We start from the raw sequence: 19,516 nt of genomic DNA on the forward strand, positions 1-19,516 counted from the left end.
TCAGTTATTGTGGTGAAGAAATGACAATCATCGCATGGCTGCTTTTAGGATGCGCAGTTTCCGGTATCGCGGTTTATGCGCTTGTTCAATTCTTGCCTGGTGATTAAATGAAAAACCATAACGGATTATCAGTGGCTGAGCTGCTTGGCAGCTGGCCAAAGACCATAATGCGCAGCAAGTCGAAGCAGTCTCGCGCTGTGGCAGTAGTGAGCAGCAACAAACGACCGGTGATTGTCAGTTGCGTAAATGGCAAGGTGTCAATGCGGTGGGCTGACTGATGCAAACACAAAAACACCTTCTGGCTGCAATATCTGAATGGCAGGCCCGCAACAGCACCACGGCGCTGCCAAAGCGCCTGATTGCCACTGCTGATGTGGTTCATGAGCTGCAGCGTCAGAATGCGATACCGGAGTTTTTGACGGTGGTTTATTGCGACGGCGATAAGCGGCTAAATGTTGAGTAAACTTATCAGTTAAGTGATTCGGTGAACTTATGGAATTAAAAGTTGATTTAAAAGAACTGCTGAAGTTCTGTCCGTTTGATGACGCTACGGCATTAGTCAGTTACAACAAAACTGAAATTGTAATTGCTTTTGAATGGCGAAAATCAGGCGGCGAGCATTCCAGATTGGCAAGACACCTAAATATTTTCCAAATGCAGCAATCTATTATTGGAGCTGATAAATGCTTACTTGTTGAGCTTCATAAGATGAGGTACGAAATGGAGCTTGCTAAAAACATTGATCAGCCAGTATAGGCCAGATAATCGGCCGGGCCGCGCAATGTGGTACCGGCTACAACTTTCCTGACCTGCATTGCATCGACAGGTAGTGATGATGGCACTGACGCATCAGCAGCAATCAGCTTGATGTAATCGCCAACCTTCGGATGAACACCAAGGCTGAACACGCCAGATGGCATAAACTCCTGACCGGCATTATCCCGCTGCAATTTTCCGTCAGTGATGAACTGGCATGCTGCATCGTGCGAAACGCTGTATGTGTCGCCGTATCCGTCTGATGATGGCGTTGCTGTCCAGATGATGCAGCGCGATTTGCGGAAGCGGGATGCGGCAAAGCTCATGAGTACCGCCGACCAACTGAGAAAACCTGAATATCAGACACGTTAAAAATCGCCTCGATGCACGACGCGCCCGGCATCGATTTAAGCATCATGCCCCACTGCGTACAATCCAGGCCTTTAGCCGCTGCCGGAGCTGCGTAGGAAACAGAATCGCCAGTCATTGAACGCTCAGACGTTACCTGCCCGCCGTTCATCAATGTGAGCTGGTGGCAGCAGGCGTAAATCTTAACCAGCTTTTGCTGGTCTTCTGTGGCTCCAGAGCCGGCTAGGCACGCATCAGCCGCGTCAATGGCATTAATCACCGACTGCACCACGTTGTCAGATTTGCCGGAATTGTAGAAATCGTTTACGTCGTTGACGTTAATAAGTGCGCTCATTCCTGCGGATCCTCTTTAGCTGCGCGGCGGCGCTCTTTCCAGTCCATATATTTGCCAACGGCAATAAAAAACCGCTCGACTATCAAAAGTAGAACGGCTATTGCAGATAGAAAATCCATCCAAGGAAATGCGGCGAGAATGTCGAAAATGAAGTAAACCGGGTCGACTATCCATGATGGCAAATTAGCGTGAAGCGTATCGCGGAGCTGGTAAATTGCACTTGTCCCGCCAGCATACGTCAGCACCTTGTGCTGGATCGTTTGCATGTACGCCCCGGTGTCAGTTGTTACGCTCTGAATTAAGTGCTTTACGCTCTCTCTCACGGTTATCGGCTCTGATTTGTTTAATGCGTTGCCAGCGATTATAGATTAGCCAGCCGGCGATTCCAAGGGCGAACAATTCCGACACTCTGCCGCCCTCCTTTCCAAATGAGGCAATACAGGATAAAAACATCTAATCCGTTGATAAGCCAAGGATAGCACAGGTAAAAAATCGTTTCAGTTTCAGTTAAAATAAAATCGAGCGCCGACAACCAATTAAGGCAGGCAATGCAGATCAGTGCATTACGGATATTTGATAAAAGCCTGATATTTATTGCGGCGTTGGTGGAATATAGAGCTGCTGCAAGGCAGTAGTACAGAACTGGGTTATGGCTGAATGCAGCAAAAAGCCATTCGCCAATCAAGGTAAACGCCAACACTATCAGCGCCTGCCGATTAATGAAAAAAGCCGCAACTAGTGCGGCAGTTTTCAGAACCTGAAATGCTTCAACGCTTATTAGGCTTGTTAACATTTTTTGCCGGCTTTGCTGGCTGTTTCGGTGGTTGTTGAGCTTGCGCCATTCTGCTTCCCCTCTTCTCTGATTAAATATTGAAACGATTTGACGATCAGAAGCACTACCAGATAAACGATGACCGGCAGCACATAATCCCAGTTTAGCGACTTTTCAGCGCTCCAGTCACGGGAAATAATGAAGATCTTATCTGTGGCATATCCGAAGCCCAGGATGATACCAAGAGCGATAATGACGATGTTGTGTAAGTGGTTCATACAATCTCCGTTTATTAATTTGGCCCTGAGCGCCCCGGCGGGCAAATCCGGTATGAAGGACTTTCAACCTTGGCTACACATTTGCCAGTCGGTCAGTCCGCTACAGCTGCACGGGAGGACTGCAAGCTAAAACTGCTGCTTCGATGTGATAACGAACTAAACCGCGACAACCGGCTGCAACATCCTGTCAGTCTCGCCGCGCGAAATTATCTGAGCTGGCCGGCACTGAACTCCGGCTTCGTCGGTAGGTTTACCCGCAACCCGACTGGACGCTCCAACGCCTTACGGCGCAGCGGCCCTCCCAAGGTGGATATGCGACCCAGCGCATCAGCCTGCGCATTCAGCTCATTGGTAAGGCATTCGCATTTGCACCTACACTCTTGGAATGTAGCCTGACAGGATTACAAACAGAATGCCTTACCAATAAACTGGGCGGCATCTCTGCCGCGATAAGCCGCCATTACAGCGTAAAGTGCATAACGACCTCCAACTGTCCTGCCGCCACTCTCTTTGGCTGACGGTGTAGCCGCAGTGTATTCAGCTCATTGGTTTATGTGTTTGGCGTGGCTTTGAACCACACTAGGTTGCCCAACCCTGTTCCGCACTACCACGAGGCACATGATAGCCTTCAAACACATAACCAATAAACTGATTAAAAAGCCCCGCACGATGGAACGATTGGGGCTGCTTCTAACTTCATGAAACCTATACGGGCAATATAGGATTCAGATGTGCGACAAACTAAAAGCCTACGCACACTTGCCAACCACTGTTATGCGATTAAACAATAACCGCAAACACTCACCATGTAAAGCTATTCGGCAGAAATTATTTTATTAATCCTCCGATGCCGCCTTGTTCTGCATCTGGAGCGGCATATCACATGCCGTTTGTTTCTGGATATGAACCACTCCTGGCACTCGTCGCATTGGCGCAGCTGCGCGCCACAATAGGCGCATTTACCCTTGGCTGTAACCCAGTGCTGTTTCATTCTGCGCCTACTCTGTTGGACCTAAATTGGATCAACTATACCCCCTTTACGCCGCGCGCTCTGTGCGGTGACTAAATAAGAGGCGTAAAGAAATGGCTACATTCAATGAAGACATCGTAGGCGGTCGCGGTATGGGTGGCGGCGTGTTCAGTGGTGGTGATTCCGGTGGCGTGATCATGGGCCTGCTGCTTGGTCGGCTTGGTCTGTTTGGCAATCAGGACAACAACGGCAATGGTCGCTGCGTGACGCAAGACGATCTGAACGCGCAGACGCTGGGCGACATTAAAGCGTCAATTCCATTTAACGAGGCCCAGGTGCAGCTGGCGCTGGCCGGCGCCGTTTCCGGGTTGACCACTCAGGCAAACAATAACACCCAATACATCACCGCACAGACCCAGGCGCTGGCACTCGCTCAGGCTAATTTGGCTGCATCGCTGTCACGTGATATTGCGGGCGTAGATACGAATGTGGACAGGCAATCAGCGCAGATCCAAGAAACCATCTTTCGAGATGGCGAAGCGACCCGAGCGCTGATCACATCAAACCGCATCGCGGACCTTGAGCAGCAACTGACCGTTGCGCAGCTGCGTGAATCCGAGCAGCGCGGCATTAACCGCGAAATCGTCAATACCAACACGATCACAGTGTCGATGAATCAGCAGCAGTCGCAGCAACAGCAGCAAATGCAAGCGCTGCAGTGGCAGTTAAACCAGCTGTGCGGCGCGTTTGGTCAAGTAGCACGCGCGACTAATAGCACGGTACAGGTCGGCAATACTGGCACCGTTGCCGGCGCACAAGCCGCCAATCCAACAAACGTGGTGGCTTAATATGCGTATTGAATTCGATAGCGACGATACGCTGGTGATCATGCCGGAAAACTCTGTGGAAGCGATGGCGCTGAAGTATTGGGCCAAAGAATATGCGGAGCACGGCGATAAGGTTCTGGAGGTGTCAACCGATGTTGTGCATCGACTACCCGGATCCTCCGATTAATCCTCCGCCAGAATAGCGGTAATAAAAAAGCCCCTTTCGGGGCTTTCTCTTTTGCCTGTGTCGGCTTAGGTGCGGGAGCGACCACGGCGGGCTGAGCCTTCTGCTTCTGCCGCTGGTGATTCCTCACCGGCTGAGCCTTCTGCTTCTGCTTGCGGAGTTGCCACAACCAAAATTGCCACTTTGCCAACCAGGTTCGCCGGCACATCGCCTTCGCCCTGGGTGCCAATCGGAATTTCTTTGCCGCCAGAGTATGCGCGCTTAGTGGTGTACCATTGCATGCGATACCCCTTAAAGTTTAGTGACCTGAGTCACGCCGCAATTGCCGTTTGCGTCGAATTTGATTTCGAGCGCAGCTGCTGCCATGAACTGGAACACATAGTCGTCTTCCGGGTTCAGGCGCATTTTCGGACGGCTGGTTAATGGCATACCGTTCAGGACTTCCACAACGTCACGGCGTTTGCAGACAAAGAGCATTTCGTTCACAGGCACTTTAGATGCTGGTACGAAAGTCACGTTAGCAATCTCAGAAACGCGCTGCAGGATCGTCTTGTTCGGGTACTGCGTGCTGTAGTCGGTCGCAGAAGCGTAGAACCAGTCGTTCCAGTTCAGGTATACAGTCGATGGCGTGCGGAAGTTAGCAGTGTGCTGCTTCTCCAGGCCGCCCATTACCGCATCTTTCCAATTTGCACCGGTCGCGCCGTTCAGGTCGAAACCGTGCGTATCCGTGTTGCGCTCTGGATGGTTGCGCAGGCCGTACAGCTGATCTGAGCCGACTTTGATCGTTGAATCGCCGTTCAGCGTGATGTCTTCCAGCTTTTCAGCCACTTTGCGGAAATGGTTGTTAGAACCGGCAGAAGTGTAATTGCCGCCGGCGCGCTGGATCATCAGCATTTGGCGCCAGCCCACTGACATTTGCGAGTCAATGATTGGCAACGGCGTGCCGTGGTAATCAATCACTGGCTGATCTGTTTTGGCTTTGCCGATACCGTCCAAGCTGATATTAGCCTGGCCAGAATCAGAAACAGTTTGGAAGTGATTAACCAGAACGGACAGATCGACAGCTTTTGACAGGCTTGACAGGTCGTTGAATACCGCCAACACATCGCGGGCAACTTCGATGCCGTCACGGTCCCACTGGCCCCAGGCGTCTTTAGGTACTGGGAAGGCGTTACCTACCAGCACTTCACCCGGCGCGTAAATGCTATTGAGCTGGCCGCCGAACTGCGCATTAAGCGCAATTTGCTGAGCGTTAAACGCTGAGCGCTGGGCCAGAATGTACTTTTGTTGCTGTGGTGTAAAACGTAACATTGCAGCCCCCTTATGGCTTGACGTATGGGCGGGAGATAACAACGTCCGCCAACGCGCCAGCAGCTACAGCGCCACCAGCTTGATCGAAGAAAGCAACAACAACGTTACCCGTTGCGGCTGCGGCCAGTCGGCCAGATGCTGCAATAGTCAACTCCTGACCTTGCGTATAAGTGGCTGCTGCCATCGCCCAGCGGTATTCCTGTTCAGGTTCCAGCCGGTAAGCTACGCCAGTCTCACCAGACACGTATGCGTCAGTGTCACCTTGCGCGTAGAAGTTACGGTTGGCCAGCAGACCAATGCGGCCGGCTGTAGGAGCAGTCGCCTGAGTAAATGCAGTGCCACCGATTAAAACGGCAGTACCTGGCAGCAGTGCGCCGGTAACTGGCTTGTTCAGTGTTTGCGGCTGGCGTTCAGCTGGGCCGCGATAAATTACGTTAGGCATTATTTGCGCTCCTGTGCTTCGTCGATAGCAGCGTTCATGTTGTAGCCTTCGAACTCATTACCAGGCTGAGCATTGAACTGTGGCGCGCTGCGCTGCAGGCCAAATGCCGGCACTGTAGCGGCAGCCAGTTTGTTCAGCACAGTTTCAGGCATCTGCGCCAACTCGTCTTTGGTGTAGACTGAGTTTGCCGCCATGATCTGGCCGATCACTGCGTCTTTGGCCGCTTGAGCTTGCGCCTGTGCGTTGTTTTCCAGCTGCGCCAGCTTATCGTTCAGTGGTTTAACTGCAGCGTTTACAGCAGCGGTGATTGCGTTGGTTAAGTCGGCATTAACTACCGGCTCGCCTTTTTGTTCTGGCTTCGCGGCCAGTGCGTTGGTCAGCTGCTGCGTCAATTGCTCATCAGTTGCGGTTTCGTCAACTTTCTGGCCGTTGGCTTTCAGCATGCCGATCACTTTATCGCGTGATAACATGGATGATTCCCCTGTGTTTAGTGTGTCGCGTTGGCCGCGCCCGCTTGAATTGTCGTCAATTTTCTGACGGTTTGCAAATAAATCAGTCAAAGTCTTGACGGCATTGGTGACAGTCTGCCAGACGGTTTTGCGTTTAACCTCTACCGGGTCGCCTGAAAGTTCGATTTTGCCGTCTTTCTCAAGCCAGCCAATTTGGTATGTGTTGTACTTTCCGGCGCTTTCGACTTCGAAAATGGCGCTATCTTCTGACCAGTCAACCAGCCATACGTAAGTCTGAGGCAGGCCGCCGAACCGGGTTTTAATGGCGGCATTCAGCGCATCGCGCTTGTCGTTCATGCTGCCATCCATGCCATTGATCACTTGGTCAATATTCACAACCATAGTTTCAGCGGCGTTAAACTTCATTTTCGTGGCATCGCCGCCGGCAGGTTCCTCGCCGTTCTCGAGCATGGCCAGGTGATTATACCGCTGCTCAGTTGCGACGTTGTTGACTACGTTGGTGTAAAGGCCGGTACTGACGCCGATCTCTTCCTTGTTGGTCAGGCGGTCAAAGTAATCCTGTCCATTATCCTGCGCCTGCAGCAGTGACTTTTTAATGTCGATGTCGACCATGTTCACTTTGCCGACTTTGTAGCGCTTGGTCACTACGCCGCCGCTGAATTGGTTCTGCAGTGCCTGTGGTGAGTAGGCGTCAATCGGATGGCCCTTATCATCAAACGGATGGCGCAGCGTCACAACGCAATTCACCAGGCTATCAAGCCCTTTTTCGTTTTCGTCTGCCGGGTATGTGATGCCGTTCATTACGGCGCCGTCAACGACTACCGGCACGCCAGAGATAAGGAATTTATCCGGCGTTTCTGTGATTTGCGTTTTCTTGATGTTGGTCTGGAAACTGATGTGCTGTTTCATTTTTAGCCTCGCGTCAATTTGTTGACAGTTTACGCCCTGATTTTATTTTCATCAAATGTGGATTTGTACTTGCTTTAGTTCGTGAGTGTAATTATATTTATCCAGCATCCTCATAAAGCGAATGGAGCGTTAAATATGAAAAACTTTCCCAAAACACCAAGTCCAGGCGTCGTTTACAACATCGCATATGTTGGATTGTGCTATTGGACAAAAACAACTGGATGGGTGAAATTATGATTCTATTTCAAGATCGACCAAGTTTCGAAGCGGCTTGGGATGCTACATCTTACCGTGTGATTATGGGTGGCATGGGCGACGATACAATCATGATGATCGCGGAGCTGTACGATCGCGGCTACGAACCAGATGAAGTTGTGTTTTGTGACACTGGCTCTGAATTTCCGCACACCTACAAAGTCATTGAATTTGTAAAACAGTGGATGGCAGACCGAAACTGGTCGAAGTTCACGCATCTTAAAAAATACAAACCAGATGGTACAGAATTAAAGCTGATTGAAATGGTTGAAGAACAAGGGACGTTGCCGGCAGCAGCTTTTGGTAGCAAATCCTGCAGCTTGCGCTTTAAAACAGAAACTGCTGACGTTTATTTCAATAATAACCCTGACGTACTTAAGGCAATAGGGTCCGCATACAAAGGCAGTAGATTGGATAGCCACACTGGGCAAATATTGAGGATAGTCGGGATAAACTTTGATGAGCCGGAAAGAGCTGCCAGATGGGTTCCAGAACATAAGTGGTTACAAGTATTTCCGCTATTTGACTGGGAGATTGGAGAGCGTGAATCAACAGCGGTCGAAAGAGTCGGACTTTACTACCCCGGAAAATCAAGTTGTGTAATGTGCCCGCATCTGAGCAAATCAGAACTTGAAATGCTTCAATCGGACTACCCGGAAATATTCATCAGAGTATTAAATATTGAATCTGTTTACCGCGAAACACAGATGACACCAGAAAGCTCAACTATTGGATTGTGCAGGGGAAAAACTATAGCGATGAAAATGGCTGAAAGCTTTTGCGATCCATTCGAAAACAAAAAGTGCGGAGAATGCAAATGAGCATGCCAAGGCACGTATATTTAGAAGCGTTACAACTTGCCGCAGAATACGCAAGACTTGATGAAATAAAGGTTCACAAAAGAAACTTGCGAGAAATGGACAGGATGACTGAAATAACGCGGAGACTTGAGCGAATAGAGTCGCTTTATACGTTCGACAGTGACCAAGAAGAACAGATGACATAAGTAACTATGAACTATTCAGCCAACCCAAAATAAGTCTTGCGCTGCTTAATCAGCTTTTCCTGCAATCCGGCGTCGTACATGACGCCTTTGCTGTCATACATGACTTCGAGTGAAACGCAGTAACAATTGATGCTGTTCGCGCCTTCCGCCCACCAGTCGGCCTGCTCCTGGATTGTATAGACCTTGCCGTGCCGCTCAGCGTGCCAAGGCCTGGTTGTCGGCAATAGCGCTGAGCGGTGCATAACTTTGATATCTAAATCGTACCGCTTTGCCGCTTCTTCAGTTTCCTGCTGCCGCGCTGTCCGATATGCGTTATTAACCTCAGTGCGCGCGATAGTCATTGCTCGGCTGTGCTTGATGCTGAATTGCTCTGCCATGATACCGGCCAGCGTGCGCGGTGATTTGCCGTTAATCATGGCCTCGCCGATTGCGCGGGCCAGGTCTGCGCCCAAGTCGCCGCTAAATTTGTCCATGCTGTTGAATGTGCGCTGGAACACGATTTCGATTCTGCGCCGGTACGAATCAGACAAAAGTACCTGTTCAAACGTCAGTTGGCTGGTGATGCCAATTTCATAGCCGGCCTGAACCGCCAATAAATTGACACGCCCAAGCGTGTCTGCAGCACCTGCGTCATAAGGGCTTCTAATGAAAGCGTCAAAAAACCAGCGCGGCGGCTTTGTTGGCTCGCCGGTTTCAAACCATGAATCGATGGTGTCAAGAATGAATGCTCGAACATCACGATACGGATCCAGCATGTAGGTATAAACCTCGCGATTCATCGCAAGGCTATTGCCGTCCGGCACTGTGCTGTTCGTGTGTTGCAGGTTCAGCAGATACGTTTTGATTTCTGCCGCCGCACCTTTCAGTCGCCTATTTAACTCGCGCTCAGCTCTGGCCCGGTTAGCGCTCTGCCGAGTCGGGTCTTGCTCTACTGTCAGCCGCTTGGCGTTATGGTGCAGCTTGCCGCATTCACACATTGGCCGGCGCTTCCTCTGCGTCAGCTGATTCAGCTTCAGCGTCATCAGGCAGTGTTTCGTCTGGCATCGGAAAATTATTCCTCAGCTGTTTATACCCAGCCTCTTTCCGGATCTCGTCAGTAGTGAATACCACCCCGTCACCGCCGCGGCCCTGTACGTTAACCTGCGCCATTTTAAGTGCCGCTTCAATCTTCTGACCGGCTGACGGAGCAGTTAAATCTGACCAAGCCACAACGTGACCATCTTTCGGCGCTGGCAGTGCTCCGTACATGAAGCACCAGTTCAAAAATGAGTCGATGAAATCAGTGCAGACGTTAACCCGTCGAGACTGCATCATACGCATCAGACCGGCTGTGTCTTCGTCGCCGGCCTTGACGCCTGATTGTGTGCCAACTAAAACCTTGGCCGGTATTTGCACCGATGCTGCGTATTCTTCCAGCGCCATATCCTTGTAAATTTTCGGGTCTGGCACTGTGTTATTCATTGGCTTTGCTTCAACGCCGCTCATAAATAAGACTTCGTCAAGGCCTTCTTTCATGTCTTTCAAGCTGTCATTGATGCCGGTCAATACTTCTTCGCTGATTTGTTGCCCAGGCTGCAGCGGTGTCAGAATTTGCTTGTTCGCAGCCGCCAGCCACGACGCCTCGCCGCCTGACCCGCGGATCTTGTCCCAGTCCAGCAGCGCATTGAACCCAGCCTCGTTTGCCGGCGTGCCGTAGATGCTTCCGCCCACCGCGTTTTCTGACAGAATAATTAGCCGGCTATGGTGAATCGTGAAACTTTCAGCTGCCTTGGCATCACGGTTACCGGTGCCGGTTGCTGAATACGTGTAATTTACCGGTCGATTGTAGTTTTCGCTGACTGGGTTTGTGTCGATGTCGTTTGGCTCTAACTGGCCCTCCCAAAGCGGCATCAGCTCGATTATTTGCGAGTCAGACACATTGCCAAGCGGCTTGTCCGGTGCCTGTCCATCACGCACCCGAATGAACAAAGCAGAATACCGACCAGTGCGCTGCATCCGGTCAGCGTCCCTGATGTGTCGCCATAACTTCAGGCGCTTGGCCATCTGATTAACAGTCTTTTCCCACGGCGTTTCGCTGTGGTCGTCGTCATCACCTTCGCGGACGGTCGGCGAGTCCATCCAGCACAGGTTCACCGGGATCACAATGCCGGCCTTTGCTAATCCGTTACGCTCAGCCATGTTCCAGTGCATATAAAAGTCGACCTGCATCGGGTAGCCGTAATCAAACCATGCTTTAGCGTGCTTCATGTCGGCAAACGGATCTGAACCGCCAAACCCTGAGCCGCGAAAGAATGATTCTCTCCGCTGCGCATTTAGCGCCATAGTGAGTTTGTTCAGCTGCAGCATCTGCTGATACTGCTGCGAGTTAACGCGCGGCTTGCTTGATTTGGTCATGTTTGTGGCCCCGATTGAGTTAGCGCAATTATGCGTCAGTTTATTGGCGGTGGCAATTTATCGCCGACCGGGCCGGACAAATGTTATTTCTTGGCCAATCCGGATCCGCTCAACCGCATAGCGTAGTGAATCAATGAAATGGTTAAAGTCGTCTATAGGTTTGTTGGTCGGCTTGTTGGTCTTCTTATCGATAGCCCAGCTGTAGTTGTAAAATTCAGTCATAAACTCAACCAGGTGCGAGTTGACGATTATTTCGTATTCAAGCAGGAAGTCTATGCCGGCATTAACTGAGTCTGGCCCCTTCTGAGCTGGCGATACATTGACGCCTTTCGCCCTGATGTAGTCGATTGATTTCGGCTCTGAACTGTCTGCAGTGGTCGTGTGCTTATGTGCCAGCATCGACTTTATTTTTTCTGCAATATCAGCGTTTGGCAGTCCTTTTTCATAAAACCCGTCATAAACTAGAATCCGTTTATTTACCTTGTCCACGTAGGAAATATTGAAAGCAGACGGATCGTTTGTGTAACCAAAGTCCAGACCCTGGACGCATTCAAGCCCATGCAGCTCTTCCTGCCTGATAACTCGCTGCGTCACATTAGTGAATATCAGGCCTTCAGCCGTACCCCAATTCCCGAGCGCGTAGATGTTGTAATAACGCGGGTTCGACTTCCTTTTGTTCTCCATTACCATTTTGTATTCATTGTCGATGAATGCGTTATCGGCATAAGTCGTTTTTAGCGTGAACACTCCCTGGATCGGATCGTCAAAAAATACGCGCTTTATCCAATGCTGTTCGCTGATCGGGTTAAGCGTCAGGATGATTTGTTTTAATGCTCCGGTCTCACCGCGCAAACGCAAGTCGAGCTGCTCAAAGTCTTCTTGTGTAAGCTCCGTTGCTTCCTCGCACCAAATTGAAGTAACGCCCTCGATCGATTTCAGCTTTTCGACATCATCAAGGCCGCTGAACATAATCTGCGCCCCTGTTGACCGGTAAACCATCGTCTTATCTGTCAGGTTTATGTCGAATTCTTTGACCAGGCCCCACTTACTGATAATGTTTTTCATCAGCGTGAACACTGAGCGCTTAATGGTGCGATCTACTTTGCGGATAATCAGAAAGTTGTGCTTGCAATGCTGCTCTTTCAGCAGCCGGTAAAGTATTTTGCGGGCGACTATGTGCGATTTGCCGGAGCCAGCACCGCCCCATAGAATTTGATAGCGGGACTGATCAACGAATGCCGGAACAAATGCCGGCGATTTCTCTTTGACATGCTTTCTGAATAACGCCAGATTTACCATTCATTTGAGCCGTCATCTACTATGCGGTGAGTTACGTCAATCAGCTGCTTATCCAGGCCAAGCAGTTTCGCCTTGCTCATTGTCGCTGAAACCGCCGCTGACGACTGGACAGTCTCAGCGCTTAATGCGGCCTGCCTTGCTTCTTCCAGCTCAACCAGCAGCGATTCAACAGTTATTGCGGCCTTTTTTGCGATATTATCACGTAAATTTCGTACCCTTACCGCAATCTTATCCTTAGCCATCATCTGAGACGCCTTAACGTCAACTGTGTCAGGCTTCATCTTCCCAGCATTATAAGCCCGCCGATACGCTTCAGCATATGAGATTGGCTTATCGAATTCATCGACTCCGGTCGCAACTTCCAAGCAGAATTTTTCTTCCTTCGCTGTTAATTTTGGCTCTGCCATACATCACCAGTTTCATCACAATTTAAAGCAGTTTAGCTCATAAACTAAAAACGATAAAGCCCGCTATTGCGGACTGTCCACCATCAGGATTATGGTTAGTAAATTCTGTTCACGTTAATGCCAGCGCTTTGCAGGGAGTTATAAACGTCGTTCTTTGCCTGAAACATGGCCTCACCCATAACCCGCTGAAAAAATACACCAGCCATTGCGACCGCCAAGGCATCATACCGGCTAAGTGCGCAGTCTTTCAGCTGCGACTCTTGCCCGGCGCCCATGCAAGCCTGCCTGAATTCTTCTGACTCGAGCACGTCTTTCATGCGTGCAGTAGTTAACGTTTTAACCTGCTCCCAAACCATGATGCGGAACGGACTGACCTCTGCAACAAGTTTTGCGTGGTCGTAGCTAGACGAACCGCGCTTAATCGTAAACTCAGCGCCCTGCACTTCAAAGAAAGCCGCAATCTCTTTCTCAATCATTGCCTGGAATGCTTCGTCGGGCAGCATGTTGAAAAACTGCACCTTTACGGACTCTTTAATCTTCTCCTGCACTTGCTGAAACGTCGTCAAGTCGTTACTCATGTTATTTCCTCTGCCAATTAACCATAAATTGCCACAATGGCCGCGTCTCGCTGGTCGGCGTTACTCTTTCCGGTCCAGCCCGTAATTTTGTTGAAGTATGCCGCGTCTGTTTTCGCCTGCATTTTCACTGGCCCGCGGATCGGGCGAACCAGTTTTACCATGTATCCGGCATGCTCAAGCATTTCGTGCAGCAGCCTGGTAACTGCCATTACCTGCCCGACATTTGTCGCCACCTTGATGCTAACCGCTTTGTTTTTTGTCGCGTGGCTAGCGAAAAGGCCTTTGTTTGCCTCCACGTTCTCGAGCTTTACCACTACCTGCGATTTGTCGAACTGCGAAAGGAACTCCAGCATTTCGCAGAATTTGACGTTTTTAAGCTGGCCAATTTTGCTGCCAGATACCACTGCAACGCCTGACGCCTTTAAGTCAGGGTCAATGCCCACGACAATCATTTCCGCACCTCATGCCAGCGCCAAACCATTCCATCCTTAACCAGTTGACCCTGTTCAACCATGCGCTGCGCTACCTCGCGGCTATTCGGCTTCAGAGCTTGAATAACTACGCCTGATTCCTGGGCGCGCTTTCTGATTTGATCGTGCAGGCTGTTCATACCGGATTCCCCGCAACTTCAATGCAGCATACCGGAACGCCAACGCCTTTTTCTTTCTGCATTGCTGCGTCGAGCTTTTCGATTGTGTCGCATTCAACACGGCCGCGCACTGCCAAACCACGCTTGCGCCGGACGATTACTTTTTTGCCGTTCCGGATCAACGCTTGCGCGTGACTTTTGGTGATTGTCATTAAGTTCATATTTGCTCCAAACTTATCAGTTATCTGATTTAAGGTGGCGCCAATCAATTTCCTTGATCCGCTCAACTGTCGCCGCGACTTCTTCCAGCCCATTCAGCGCCCGGTTAAAATTCGACTGAGCCACGCCATTCAGGCTTGATGCTGTCGCATCTGACAGCCCGCGCACAAGGTAATCACTTAACGCCGCCTTTATGTCATCGCTGGCGATTCTGGTTAAGCTGAAAAGCAGCTGCAGGCGTTCTGCGGTCTGGCCGCCTTGGGTTAGATATCTCATGATTGACCACCTAACTGGCCGATCATCTTGGAAAACTGGTCTGCGCGCGCCGCTCTTGCGCTCTCTATAGTGACTGACAGGTCATGAAAATCATCGCACTTTGCTTTTGTTTTCTGTAGCGTGTAGCCATGCGCGGCCATAAACCACAAGAACCAATCAACAGTAAAAACGTGACCATCTTGCCAATTTACCGGCATATCTTCAGCATTGCTAAAATAATTTAGCATCGCCTTAAATATGTCTTTTTGGTCGTGAAAATCACGCATAAAACTAGGAAGGTGTCGCCCTTGTTCTCGCCACTTTTTAAAATCGCTCACAACTCCCCCTTGCGCACACGCGCCAGGCTTTCACTGATTGAAAATACTGCATCAGCCAGTTGCGAATCCCCGGACAGCAGGCCTTTGCATGCGTTCAGCTCGTTGTACGCATTTGCCAGATGAAGCGACGCCTCAGCCGGGATGCGATCGGCTTTCAGGTTGTCGATGATGGCTTGCAGAATTGCATCAGCTTGGTCGGCCAGTTCTGCGTTTTGGCCGTTGAACTCTGAGGCTTTGCGGGCTGCTGCAATAAACATTTGCGAGTTTAGCAGGTTAGCGATTGAAACTGGCACTCCTTGATTTTGCGGACGCTCCTGATAGTCGCAAAAAGCTGCTTTGCAAGTTGGCTTATCGTAAGCGCACGGCACCCAAGCATTTATATGCCCAGCAAAACAATACCCGCTCCTTCTGAATGTTCCCGCTGCATAAAATTCAGCAGCAGCCGGAGCTTTTGACCAATCAACTATTGCACTCATTGCACCCGCTCCAATTCAGCACAAGCAGCCTCAACTGCGACCATGGTTTTCTCAGTTACATTTTTACCGCTTACAAAGTTGTCAACCGTCAGCTTTGCGATGCCGGTTTTGTCAGCGATTGCGCGGGTGCCGATTCTCTTGGCCCGCTCGCGCAGCTTTTCTAAATATTCAATTAATGGCATTTTGCTCTCCCGATATTAGCCAGTAACCGACTGGCGGCAGCTTAAAAATTTAACCCTTGAAGGTTGTAAGACTGGATTCCTTTATAAATCAGTGACCGTTCCATTTTCAGAACAATCGTTAGTTCGGCTTTTTCTGTGTGTTTACGCATTGGCGATCCGCCGCACATACCTCCGCAATAATTGTCGTCAGGCACTTGCAATGACAGAGGCGACGAGATGATCTCTACGTCATCAGGTAGTGATTGCAAATAAGCTACCAGCTCGTCGCGTGTCATATAAAGATTTGATGGGGCGTGCATTTTTCTGTCCTCACTCACCGGCACCATGCCGCTGCTCATGTGAGTAAATATAATTACACTCACAACATAAAGCAAGCAGCTTAAATAAAAATATTTATTTATTTTTGTTCTTCCAGCAAATCCGCAGCCTGCGCGCCATGTCTTGGCCATATTCTCCAGAATGCTGAGCCAGCCACCGCTTTATTCCTTCAGTGTCATGCTTCTGTGTTAGCTGACTGGCCAATAGCCAGCGCTGCTTGTCCTGCTCGATTGCCTCGCGCACTTCGGCGGCCTGGTTGCATAGGTTGCCGGTTATCACTCAAACCTCAAAAGCGCGTCCGCCAGCTCATCCTGGTTACTAAAAATCCCCGACAGACATAGCTGCCAACAAACATCCAAAATAGCCCGGTAGTACGCATCGAACTGAACCTGGTCCATCTTGGCAAAGCTAATCGACTTCGGCACCCGCTTCGGGCCGGCTGGCGTGTGTATATCGTCGTAAAACCCGGCTTGCACTGTGACGTAAGCGCGGAATTGCTCGAAATCTCTGGCAAGTGATATTCCACTGCGTTTACGGTTTAGCTCGCTTATAAATCCGTCGTTAACTGCATTAATGGTTTCATCGCTCATGCCTAAACGTCGCCAATACTCGGCCAGCTTTTCAACTGTGGCCATTTCCACATTCGACACAAAGCAGGCCGGCTCCCACGAATCAAAAGCCAGCTTGAGCAGTGCGAAAGTTTTTCTGTGATGGCCCAGATTGCGCTTAACCTTCACAGTATGCGTATGCTGCACGCCGGCCGGCACCTTGCGCGCCTGCTCTAAATCGTGCGCAGTGGCAGCACGGAAGATGTCGCCGACTCGGACCAGGTCGAATTCAGCCATTTACATCACCATCTAAACCCAGAATTTTTCTGCTGGCGTCGTAGTGCTGCAACAACAGGCCATTCATTGGATCTGTTTTTACAAAATTATTCATCTGCTCAGCTAGCATGTCAGCGTCATCGTCAAGTATTAAATAATTCTCAATTTCTGGATGGCGGTTTAGCCACTCTGCAATTTCATTTCCGCGCCTTGTGCAAAATCCGTTTATCTGCTTTGTTTGCCAGTCATCATGAAACGAGTTTGCTATAGCCTTAAATCCGCAGCACCTGAAAAGCTGTTTCAGCTGCCTATCCGTTGAGCCAATACGCCAGCTGGAGCTAATTACAATTTTAGCCTTTGCATCTAAAACAAGTCGCTGAACCATATGCATTGCTGCAGGCTCAAATGCGCTAAGCCAGCCAGTTTCATTAATGGCTACGCAATAGCGCGGGGATTGAATAACTCCATCAATATCAAGAAAAATAATATTCATCACGGCTTCCGCCCAAGTAATGCCAAAGCCTTCAGCCGGCCCGGCGTGTTTAAGTCTGCCCGGAATATATCCCGCGGCTTTTCGATTGCTGCTACCGGCATTTCAGCCGCTAAATTTTCGCCAGATGACAGCCTTGCCAGTGCAATTTTGTATGCGTCTTTAAACCGTGGCAGCGTGTCGCGCTCCGGCCTGTTCCTCAGCTCAAACCAACCAACCGCCTTGCCTGCGACGTAGACCGCTGGGCTGCTCCACTTTGCATCGGATAGAAACCCGGCATTGCGGCATGCCTCCAGGTACGCCTCGGCATATCCAAGCGCGTCGACAGGCTCCCGGCACAGGTCGACAAACTCGGCCGGGTTCGGCATAAACGGCTTATCGCCGGCCATCTTTTCAAATCTGCGAACGCCGTTTTTTATCTGCTCGTCAGACAGCTGAGCTTTAAAAATTGCCTTGGCAAATTCCTTTGCGACGAATTCAGGCATAGCTGCAGTTTTTGCCATGAAGTCCCGCGCATACAGCTGGAATTTCGGGAAGATCTGATCAGTAACCATCTGGGCCAAGTTCAGCAAGTTCCTGCGCGATCCGGTCTGACATTGCTTGTCGTCTTTGTTCAAATTCGATTGCTGCAGCTGCTGCTGATTGTGGTCCTGCATAAGTCTTTTCTCCTGCTCCGATGTTCATGGCAAATTTTTCAAGTTGGCTGCCGGATCTGCAAATCAATGTCAGATCGTCGTAAACGGTCCCTTTGTCATTTTTGCCCATGTGAAACTCACTGCGCTTGCAGCCGTCTATTGCCTGCATGATGTGCGCGACTGTATACGACTCTTTTAGTCTGCCAATAATGCAGGCCTGCCGTTCCTTGGTCAGTTTGGACCGTCCGGTTTTGTTCATGACTTTGGCCCAGTGGTCGAAGACCTGTTTTATTTCCTCAGCGAACTTTGTCGGCTTTTCTTTTTCAGCAACTTCAGGAGATTCGACAGAATCGACGTTTATATTTAGGTTGTTAGGTTGTTGGGTTGTTAGGTTGTTAGGTAGCATACCGTTCGCATTGCGTTCGCTATGCGTTGGCAATGCGTTCGCATTTTTAACCTTCTGATTTTCCCAGCGTTTTTCTGCGCTCTTTTTTGCTTTCTCCGACTTGTCATAAATCTTGTTCAAAGTCGTGTCAGCTTTACTGTTTACATAGCCTGATTCTGTGAGTGTAAAAAACTCGCGCAATACGTTCGCAATGCAATCGCAATGCGTTCGCATACGTATGAGTTTTGCTATCTCTTGAATGCTGACCGGAAGCGGCGACTCTTTCAGATAGTACAGATCGAGCATCCTTCGATATGCCAGATCTTCCATCTCATCCAGATGCGCAGTATCCCGCATGTAATCGCCTATGTTAAATTCATAGTAGTGCATGCTATAGTTTGCTCCGATTGTTTCCTTTAGCCCGTTGCGTAATTGCCGGGCTTTTTTATTTCTCGCAGCGACCTTCGAAGTATTTGCTCAGCCTTTCTGTGACTTCTGCACTGGTTCTTTTTGGGTCTTTGGCCACGCGCCGCACGGTCTCATAGCTGACGCCTGATTTATCGGCCACTGCACGCCAGTTCATATCCTGCAGCAATTCCTTAATCCTACTGATAACCATATTTACTCCACTTTGTGATTAATTTTTTACTATCAAGCGTTGACATACTAGTATTGCCGTTTAATACTGTCAACTCAATTTGAAAAGGAGGCATCATGTTTTATAAAGCTCAATTAGCGATGACCGAAGAAGGTATGCAAGTTCTGTTTGAAGAATTTCACCCAATCCACGAAACCAAATGCTATTCGTACTGCGTGCGCGGCTGGAATTACCCGGTACCACTGGCATTAAAGCGGAAAGGTGAAACAGACCTGCGGGCCGCAAAGCGCATGCGCTATAAGATCACGCGCATCCACAAAGACTGCAGCCGCATCGCTTTTGCAACAAAAGAGCAGGCTTTTAAGCAATTGATTTTCCTTAAAAAGCGTCAAATTAACCACATGCGCAGAGATATTGATCTACTGACGTATTTTTTAGAGCGAACTTCAGAAAGCGGCCTGCAGGCTCTTACTGAAAACACAACGCAGTACAACCGCGGCACGATCCATACACTGCCGGATTCAGCGGAAAAGCTGCAGCAATACTATGTTTTTGATTAGTGGCGGAACCATGAAAACAACACTCCTAATTTACACCCTGGCCGGAGCACTTAAGCTGGCCGTGCCATTCAGCAGCGCTGAGGCCT

General features: G+C 49.8%; 31 protein-coding genes. 6 read left to right on the top strand and 25 right to left on the bottom strand.

The window, feature by feature from the left end; genetic code table 11:
• Window positions 1-277: 277 nt before the first annotated feature.
• Both ACIQ2X_RS16795 and ACIQ2X_RS16800 read left to right on the top strand, forming a co-directional pair.
• Window positions 278-463 (top strand): hypothetical protein, encoded by a 186-nt coding sequence (locus ACIQ2X_RS16795; RefSeq protein WP_396180168.1) that lies wholly within the window; start codon window positions 278-280, stop codon window positions 461-463.
• 29 nt (window positions 464-492) lie between these two features.
• The gene (locus ACIQ2X_RS16800) at window positions 493-756 is read left to right on the top strand and encodes a hypothetical protein (RefSeq protein WP_396180169.1); all 264 of its coding nucleotides are present in this window, start codon (window positions 493-495) and stop codon (window positions 754-756) included.
• On the opposite strand, the gene ACIQ2X_RS16805 is transcribed toward ACIQ2X_RS16800, so the two are convergent.
• The 5 genes from ACIQ2X_RS16805 to ACIQ2X_RS16825 all read right to left on the bottom strand — a co-directional run bounded on the left by ACIQ2X_RS16805 (window position 744) and on the right by ACIQ2X_RS16825 (window position 2,509).
• Window positions 744-1,082, bottom strand: coding sequence for a hypothetical protein (locus tag ACIQ2X_RS16805; RefSeq protein ID WP_396180170.1), 339 nt, complete (start codon window positions 1,080-1,082; stop codon window positions 744-746). The two genes, ACIQ2X_RS16800 and ACIQ2X_RS16805, sit on opposite strands and share 13 nt — an antisense overlap.
• Window positions 1,079-1,459: a hypothetical protein gene (locus ACIQ2X_RS16810; RefSeq protein WP_396180171.1), complete on the bottom strand. Its 381-nt coding sequence runs from the start codon at window positions 1,457-1,459 to the stop codon at window positions 1,079-1,081. Before ACIQ2X_RS16810 ends, ACIQ2X_RS16805 begins: the two co-directional genes overlap by 4 nt.
• On the bottom strand, window positions 1,456-1,725 hold the full coding sequence (locus ACIQ2X_RS16815; RefSeq protein WP_396180172.1) for a hypothetical protein: 270 nt from the start codon (window positions 1,723-1,725) through the stop codon (window positions 1,456-1,458). The genes ACIQ2X_RS16810 and ACIQ2X_RS16815 overlap by 4 nt, the downstream gene beginning before the upstream one ends.
• A gap of 95 nt (window positions 1,726-1,820) precedes the next feature.
• Complete coding sequence (locus ACIQ2X_RS16820) at window positions 1,821-2,252, bottom strand: hypothetical protein (RefSeq protein ID WP_396180173.1); 432 nt, start codon at window positions 2,250-2,252, stop codon at window positions 1,821-1,823.
• The gene (locus ACIQ2X_RS16825) at window positions 2,246-2,509 is read right to left on the bottom strand and encodes a hypothetical protein (protein ID WP_396180174.1); all 264 of its coding nucleotides are present in this window, start codon (window positions 2,507-2,509) and stop codon (window positions 2,246-2,248) included. Before ACIQ2X_RS16825 ends, ACIQ2X_RS16820 begins: the two co-directional genes overlap by 7 nt.
• 1,083 nt (window positions 2,510-3,592) lie before the next feature.
• On the opposite strand from ACIQ2X_RS16825, the gene ACIQ2X_RS16830 reads away from it, so the two are divergent.
• Together ACIQ2X_RS16830 and ACIQ2X_RS16835 are read left to right on the top strand one after the other, a co-directional pair.
• Window positions 3,593-4,327, top strand: a complete 735-nt coding sequence (locus ACIQ2X_RS16830; RefSeq protein ID WP_396180176.1) for a hypothetical protein — start codon at window positions 3,593-3,595, stop codon at window positions 4,325-4,327.
• 1 nt (window position 4,328) lies between these two features.
• Window positions 4,329-4,493, top strand: a complete 165-nt coding sequence (locus ACIQ2X_RS16835) for a hypothetical protein (protein WP_396180177.1) — start codon at window positions 4,329-4,331, stop codon at window positions 4,491-4,493.
• A gap of 65 nt (window positions 4,494-4,558) precedes the next feature.
• Here ACIQ2X_RS16835 and ACIQ2X_RS16840 read toward each other — a convergent pair whose 3' ends face one another.
• Genes ACIQ2X_RS16840 through ACIQ2X_RS16855 form a run of 4 tightly spaced genes read right to left on the bottom strand, consistent with a single transcriptional unit; the run spans window position 4,559 to window position 7,622 of the window.
• Window positions 4,559-4,771 (bottom strand): hypothetical protein, encoded by a 213-nt coding sequence (locus ACIQ2X_RS16840; protein WP_396180178.1) that lies wholly within the window; start codon window positions 4,769-4,771, stop codon window positions 4,559-4,561.
• Between the two features lie 10 nt (window positions 4,772-4,781).
• Window positions 4,782-5,801: a major capsid protein gene (locus tag ACIQ2X_RS16845; protein ID WP_396180179.1), complete on the bottom strand. Its 1,020-nt coding sequence runs from the start codon at window positions 5,799-5,801 to the stop codon at window positions 4,782-4,784.
• A 10-nt stretch (window positions 5,802-5,811) separates the two neighbouring features.
• A complete protein-coding gene (locus ACIQ2X_RS16850; RefSeq protein WP_396180181.1) occupies window positions 5,812-6,243 on the bottom strand; it encodes a hypothetical protein in 432 nt (143 codons plus the stop codon).
• Window positions 6,243-7,622 carry a hypothetical protein gene (locus ACIQ2X_RS16855; protein ID WP_396180182.1) on the bottom strand — a complete coding sequence of 460 codons (1,380 nt, stop codon included), beginning with the start codon at window positions 7,620-7,622 and terminating at the stop codon, window positions 6,243-6,245. The genes ACIQ2X_RS16850 and ACIQ2X_RS16855 overlap by 1 nt, the downstream gene beginning before the upstream one ends.
• A 221-nt stretch (window positions 7,623-7,843) precedes the next feature.
• Here ACIQ2X_RS16855 and ACIQ2X_RS16860 point away from each other — a divergent pair, with 221 nt between their 5' ends.
• The gene (locus ACIQ2X_RS16860) at window positions 7,844-8,698 is read left to right on the top strand and encodes a hypothetical protein (RefSeq protein WP_396180183.1); all 855 of its coding nucleotides are present in this window, start codon (window positions 7,844-7,846) and stop codon (window positions 8,696-8,698) included.
• A gap of 196 nt (window positions 8,699-8,894) precedes the next feature.
• Here ACIQ2X_RS16860 and ACIQ2X_RS16865 read toward each other — a convergent pair whose 3' ends face one another.
• The 16 genes from ACIQ2X_RS16865 to ACIQ2X_RS16940 all read right to left on the bottom strand — a co-directional run bounded on the left by ACIQ2X_RS16865 (window position 8,895) and on the right by ACIQ2X_RS16940 (window position 18,662).
• The gene (locus tag ACIQ2X_RS16865) at window positions 8,895-9,905 is read right to left on the bottom strand and encodes a phage minor head protein (RefSeq protein ID WP_396180184.1); all 1,011 of its coding nucleotides are present in this window, start codon (window positions 9,903-9,905) and stop codon (window positions 8,895-8,897) included.
• Complete coding sequence (locus ACIQ2X_RS16870; protein ID WP_396180185.1) at window positions 9,853-11,277, bottom strand: anti-CBASS protein Acb1 family protein; 1,425 nt, start codon at window positions 11,275-11,277, stop codon at window positions 9,853-9,855. Before ACIQ2X_RS16870 ends, ACIQ2X_RS16865 begins: the two co-directional genes overlap by 53 nt.
• A gap of 57 nt (window positions 11,278-11,334) precedes the next feature.
• Entirely contained in the window at window positions 11,335-12,576 is a 1,242-nt protein-coding gene (locus ACIQ2X_RS16875; RefSeq protein WP_396180187.1) for a PBSX family phage terminase large subunit, read from the bottom strand.
• On the bottom strand, window positions 12,570-12,983 hold the full coding sequence (locus ACIQ2X_RS16880) for a hypothetical protein (protein WP_396180188.1): 414 nt from the start codon (window positions 12,981-12,983) through the stop codon (window positions 12,570-12,572). Before ACIQ2X_RS16880 ends, ACIQ2X_RS16875 begins: the two co-directional genes overlap by 7 nt.
• A 95-nt stretch (window positions 12,984-13,078) precedes the next feature.
• Window positions 13,079-13,561: a hypothetical protein gene (locus ACIQ2X_RS16885; protein WP_396180189.1), complete on the bottom strand. Its 483-nt coding sequence runs from the start codon at window positions 13,559-13,561 to the stop codon at window positions 13,079-13,081.
• A gap of 17 nt (window positions 13,562-13,578) precedes the next feature.
• A complete protein-coding gene (locus tag ACIQ2X_RS16890) occupies window positions 13,579-14,004 on the bottom strand; it encodes a hypothetical protein (RefSeq protein ID WP_396180190.1) in 426 nt (141 codons plus the stop codon).
• 163 nt (window positions 14,005-14,167) lie between these two features.
• The gene (locus ACIQ2X_RS16895; protein ID WP_396180191.1) at window positions 14,168-14,362 is read right to left on the bottom strand and encodes a hypothetical protein; all 195 of its coding nucleotides are present in this window, start codon (window positions 14,360-14,362) and stop codon (window positions 14,168-14,170) included.
• A 25-nt stretch (window positions 14,363-14,387) separates the two neighbouring features.
• A complete protein-coding gene (locus ACIQ2X_RS16900; RefSeq protein ID WP_396180192.1) occupies window positions 14,388-14,645 on the bottom strand; it encodes a PapB/FocB family fimbrial expression transcriptional regulator in 258 nt (85 codons plus the stop codon).
• On the bottom strand, window positions 14,642-14,962 hold the full coding sequence (locus ACIQ2X_RS16905) for a hypothetical protein (RefSeq protein WP_396180193.1): 321 nt from the start codon (window positions 14,960-14,962) through the stop codon (window positions 14,642-14,644). The genes ACIQ2X_RS16900 and ACIQ2X_RS16905 overlap by 4 nt, the downstream gene beginning before the upstream one ends.
• The gene (locus tag ACIQ2X_RS16910; RefSeq protein ID WP_396180194.1) at window positions 14,959-15,438 is read right to left on the bottom strand and encodes a hypothetical protein; all 480 of its coding nucleotides are present in this window, start codon (window positions 15,436-15,438) and stop codon (window positions 14,959-14,961) included. The genes ACIQ2X_RS16905 and ACIQ2X_RS16910 overlap by 4 nt, the downstream gene beginning before the upstream one ends.
• Window positions 15,435-15,620, bottom strand: coding sequence for a hypothetical protein (locus tag ACIQ2X_RS16915; protein WP_396180195.1), 186 nt, complete (start codon window positions 15,618-15,620; stop codon window positions 15,435-15,437). Before ACIQ2X_RS16915 ends, ACIQ2X_RS16910 begins: the two co-directional genes overlap by 4 nt.
• Window positions 15,621-15,661: 41 nt before the next feature.
• Window positions 15,662-16,069 carry a hypothetical protein gene (locus ACIQ2X_RS16920; protein WP_396180196.1) on the bottom strand — a complete coding sequence of 136 codons (408 nt, stop codon included), beginning with the start codon at window positions 16,067-16,069 and terminating at the stop codon, window positions 15,662-15,664.
• 144 nt (window positions 16,070-16,213) lie between these two features.
• Entirely contained in the window at window positions 16,214-16,783 is a 570-nt protein-coding gene (locus ACIQ2X_RS16925) for a DUF1367 family protein (RefSeq protein WP_396180197.1), read from the bottom strand.
• Entirely contained in the window at window positions 16,776-17,255 is a 480-nt protein-coding gene (locus ACIQ2X_RS16930) for an HAD domain-containing protein (protein ID WP_396180198.1), read from the bottom strand. Before ACIQ2X_RS16930 ends, ACIQ2X_RS16925 begins: the two co-directional genes overlap by 8 nt.
• Window positions 17,255-17,806 (bottom strand): replication protein P, encoded by a 552-nt coding sequence (locus tag ACIQ2X_RS16935; protein WP_396180199.1) that lies wholly within the window; start codon window positions 17,804-17,806, stop codon window positions 17,255-17,257. Before ACIQ2X_RS16935 ends, ACIQ2X_RS16930 begins: the two co-directional genes overlap by 1 nt.
• Window positions 17,796-18,662, bottom strand: coding sequence for a YdaU family protein (locus ACIQ2X_RS16940; protein WP_396180200.1), 867 nt, complete (start codon window positions 18,660-18,662; stop codon window positions 17,796-17,798). The genes ACIQ2X_RS16935 and ACIQ2X_RS16940 overlap by 11 nt, the downstream gene beginning before the upstream one ends.
• Before the next feature lie 324 nt (window positions 18,663-18,986).
• Here ACIQ2X_RS16940 and ACIQ2X_RS16945 point away from each other — a divergent pair, with 324 nt between their 5' ends.
• Window positions 18,987-19,430 (top strand): hypothetical protein, encoded by a 444-nt coding sequence (locus ACIQ2X_RS16945; protein ID WP_396180201.1) that lies wholly within the window; start codon window positions 18,987-18,989, stop codon window positions 19,428-19,430.
• Window positions 19,431-19,516: the final 86 nt, after the last annotated feature.

The organism is Flavobacterium sp. (genome assembly GCF_044368625.1).
Lineage (GTDB): Bacteria > Bacteroidota > Bacteroidia > Flavobacteriales > Flavobacteriaceae > Flavobacterium.

Bases quoted from the DNA above. Each gene is read 5' to 3' on its own strand.
- ACIQ2X_RS16795 (WP_396180168.1), top strand. From the start codon at position 278: ATGCAAACACAAAAACACCTTCTGGCTGCAATATCTGAATGGCAGGCC.
- ACIQ2X_RS16800 (WP_396180169.1), top strand. From the start codon at position 493: ATGGAATTAAAAGTTGATTTAAAAGAACTGCTGAAGTTCTGTCCGTTT.
- ACIQ2X_RS16805 (WP_396180170.1), bottom strand. From the start codon at position 1,082: ATGAGCTTTGCCGCATCCCGCTTCCGCAAATCGCGCTGCATCATCTGG.
- ACIQ2X_RS16810 (WP_396180171.1), bottom strand. From the start codon at position 1,459: ATGAGCGCACTTATTAACGTCAACGACGTAAACGATTTCTACAATTCC.
- ACIQ2X_RS16815 (WP_396180172.1), bottom strand. From the start codon at position 1,725: ATGCAAACGATCCAGCACAAGGTGCTGACGTATGCTGGCGGGACAAGT.
- ACIQ2X_RS16820 (WP_396180173.1), bottom strand. From the start codon at position 2,252: ATGTTAACAAGCCTAATAAGCGTTGAAGCATTTCAGGTTCTGAAAACT.
- ACIQ2X_RS16825 (WP_396180174.1), bottom strand. From the start codon at position 2,509: ATGAACCACTTACACAACATCGTCATTATCGCTCTTGGTATCATCCTG.
- ACIQ2X_RS16830 (WP_396180176.1), top strand. From the start codon at position 3,593: ATGGCTACATTCAATGAAGACATCGTAGGCGGTCGCGGTATGGGTGGC.
- ACIQ2X_RS16835 (WP_396180177.1), top strand. From the start codon at position 4,329: ATGCGTATTGAATTCGATAGCGACGATACGCTGGTGATCATGCCGGAA.
- ACIQ2X_RS16840 (WP_396180178.1), bottom strand. From the start codon at position 4,771: ATGCAATGGTACACCACTAAGCGCGCATACTCTGGCGGCAAAGAAATT.
- ACIQ2X_RS16845 (WP_396180179.1), bottom strand. From the start codon at position 5,801: ATGTTACGTTTTACACCACAGCAACAAAAGTACATTCTGGCCCAGCGC.
- ACIQ2X_RS16850 (WP_396180181.1), bottom strand. From the start codon at position 6,243: ATGCCTAACGTAATTTATCGCGGCCCAGCTGAACGCCAGCCGCAAACA.
- ACIQ2X_RS16855 (WP_396180182.1), bottom strand. From the start codon at position 7,622: ATGAAACAGCACATCAGTTTCCAGACCAACATCAAGAAAACGCAAATC.
- ACIQ2X_RS16860 (WP_396180183.1), top strand. From the start codon at position 7,844: ATGGGTGAAATTATGATTCTATTTCAAGATCGACCAAGTTTCGAAGCG.
- ACIQ2X_RS16865 (WP_396180184.1), bottom strand. From the start codon at position 9,905: ATGACGCTGAAGCTGAATCAGCTGACGCAGAGGAAGCGCCGGCCAATG.
- ACIQ2X_RS16870 (WP_396180185.1), bottom strand. From the start codon at position 11,277: ATGACCAAATCAAGCAAGCCGCGCGTTAACTCGCAGCAGTATCAGCAG.
- ACIQ2X_RS16875 (WP_396180187.1), bottom strand. From the start codon at position 12,576: ATGGTAAATCTGGCGTTATTCAGAAAGCATGTCAAAGAGAAATCGCCG.
- ACIQ2X_RS16880 (WP_396180188.1), bottom strand. From the start codon at position 12,983: ATGGCAGAGCCAAAATTAACAGCGAAGGAAGAAAAATTCTGCTTGGAA.
- ACIQ2X_RS16885 (WP_396180189.1), bottom strand. From the start codon at position 13,561: ATGAGTAACGACTTGACGACGTTTCAGCAAGTGCAGGAGAAGATTAAA.
- ACIQ2X_RS16895 (WP_396180191.1), bottom strand. From the start codon at position 14,362: ATGACAATCACCAAAAGTCACGCGCAAGCGTTGATCCGGAACGGCAAA.
- ACIQ2X_RS16900 (WP_396180192.1), bottom strand. From the start codon at position 14,645: ATGAGATATCTAACCCAAGGCGGCCAGACCGCAGAACGCCTGCAGCTG.
- ACIQ2X_RS16910 (WP_396180194.1), bottom strand. From the start codon at position 15,438: ATGAGTGCAATAGTTGATTGGTCAAAAGCTCCGGCTGCTGCTGAATTT.
- ACIQ2X_RS16915 (WP_396180195.1), bottom strand. From the start codon at position 15,620: ATGCCATTAATTGAATATTTAGAAAAGCTGCGCGAGCGGGCCAAGAGA.
- ACIQ2X_RS16920 (WP_396180196.1), bottom strand. From the start codon at position 16,069: ATGGCCAAGACATGGCGCGCAGGCTGCGGATTTGCTGGAAGAACAAAA.
- ACIQ2X_RS16925 (WP_396180197.1), bottom strand. From the start codon at position 16,783: ATGGCTGAATTCGACCTGGTCCGAGTCGGCGACATCTTCCGTGCTGCC.
- ACIQ2X_RS16930 (WP_396180198.1), bottom strand. From the start codon at position 17,255: ATGAATATTATTTTTCTTGATATTGATGGAGTTATTCAATCCCCGCGC.
- ACIQ2X_RS16935 (WP_396180199.1), bottom strand. From the start codon at position 17,806: ATGGTTACTGATCAGATCTTCCCGAAATTCCAGCTGTATGCGCGGGAC.
- ACIQ2X_RS16940 (WP_396180200.1), bottom strand. From the start codon at position 18,662: ATGCACTACTATGAATTTAACATAGGCGATTACATGCGGGATACTGCG.
- ACIQ2X_RS16945 (WP_396180201.1), top strand. From the start codon at position 18,987: ATGTTTTATAAAGCTCAATTAGCGATGACCGAAGAAGGTATGCAAGTT.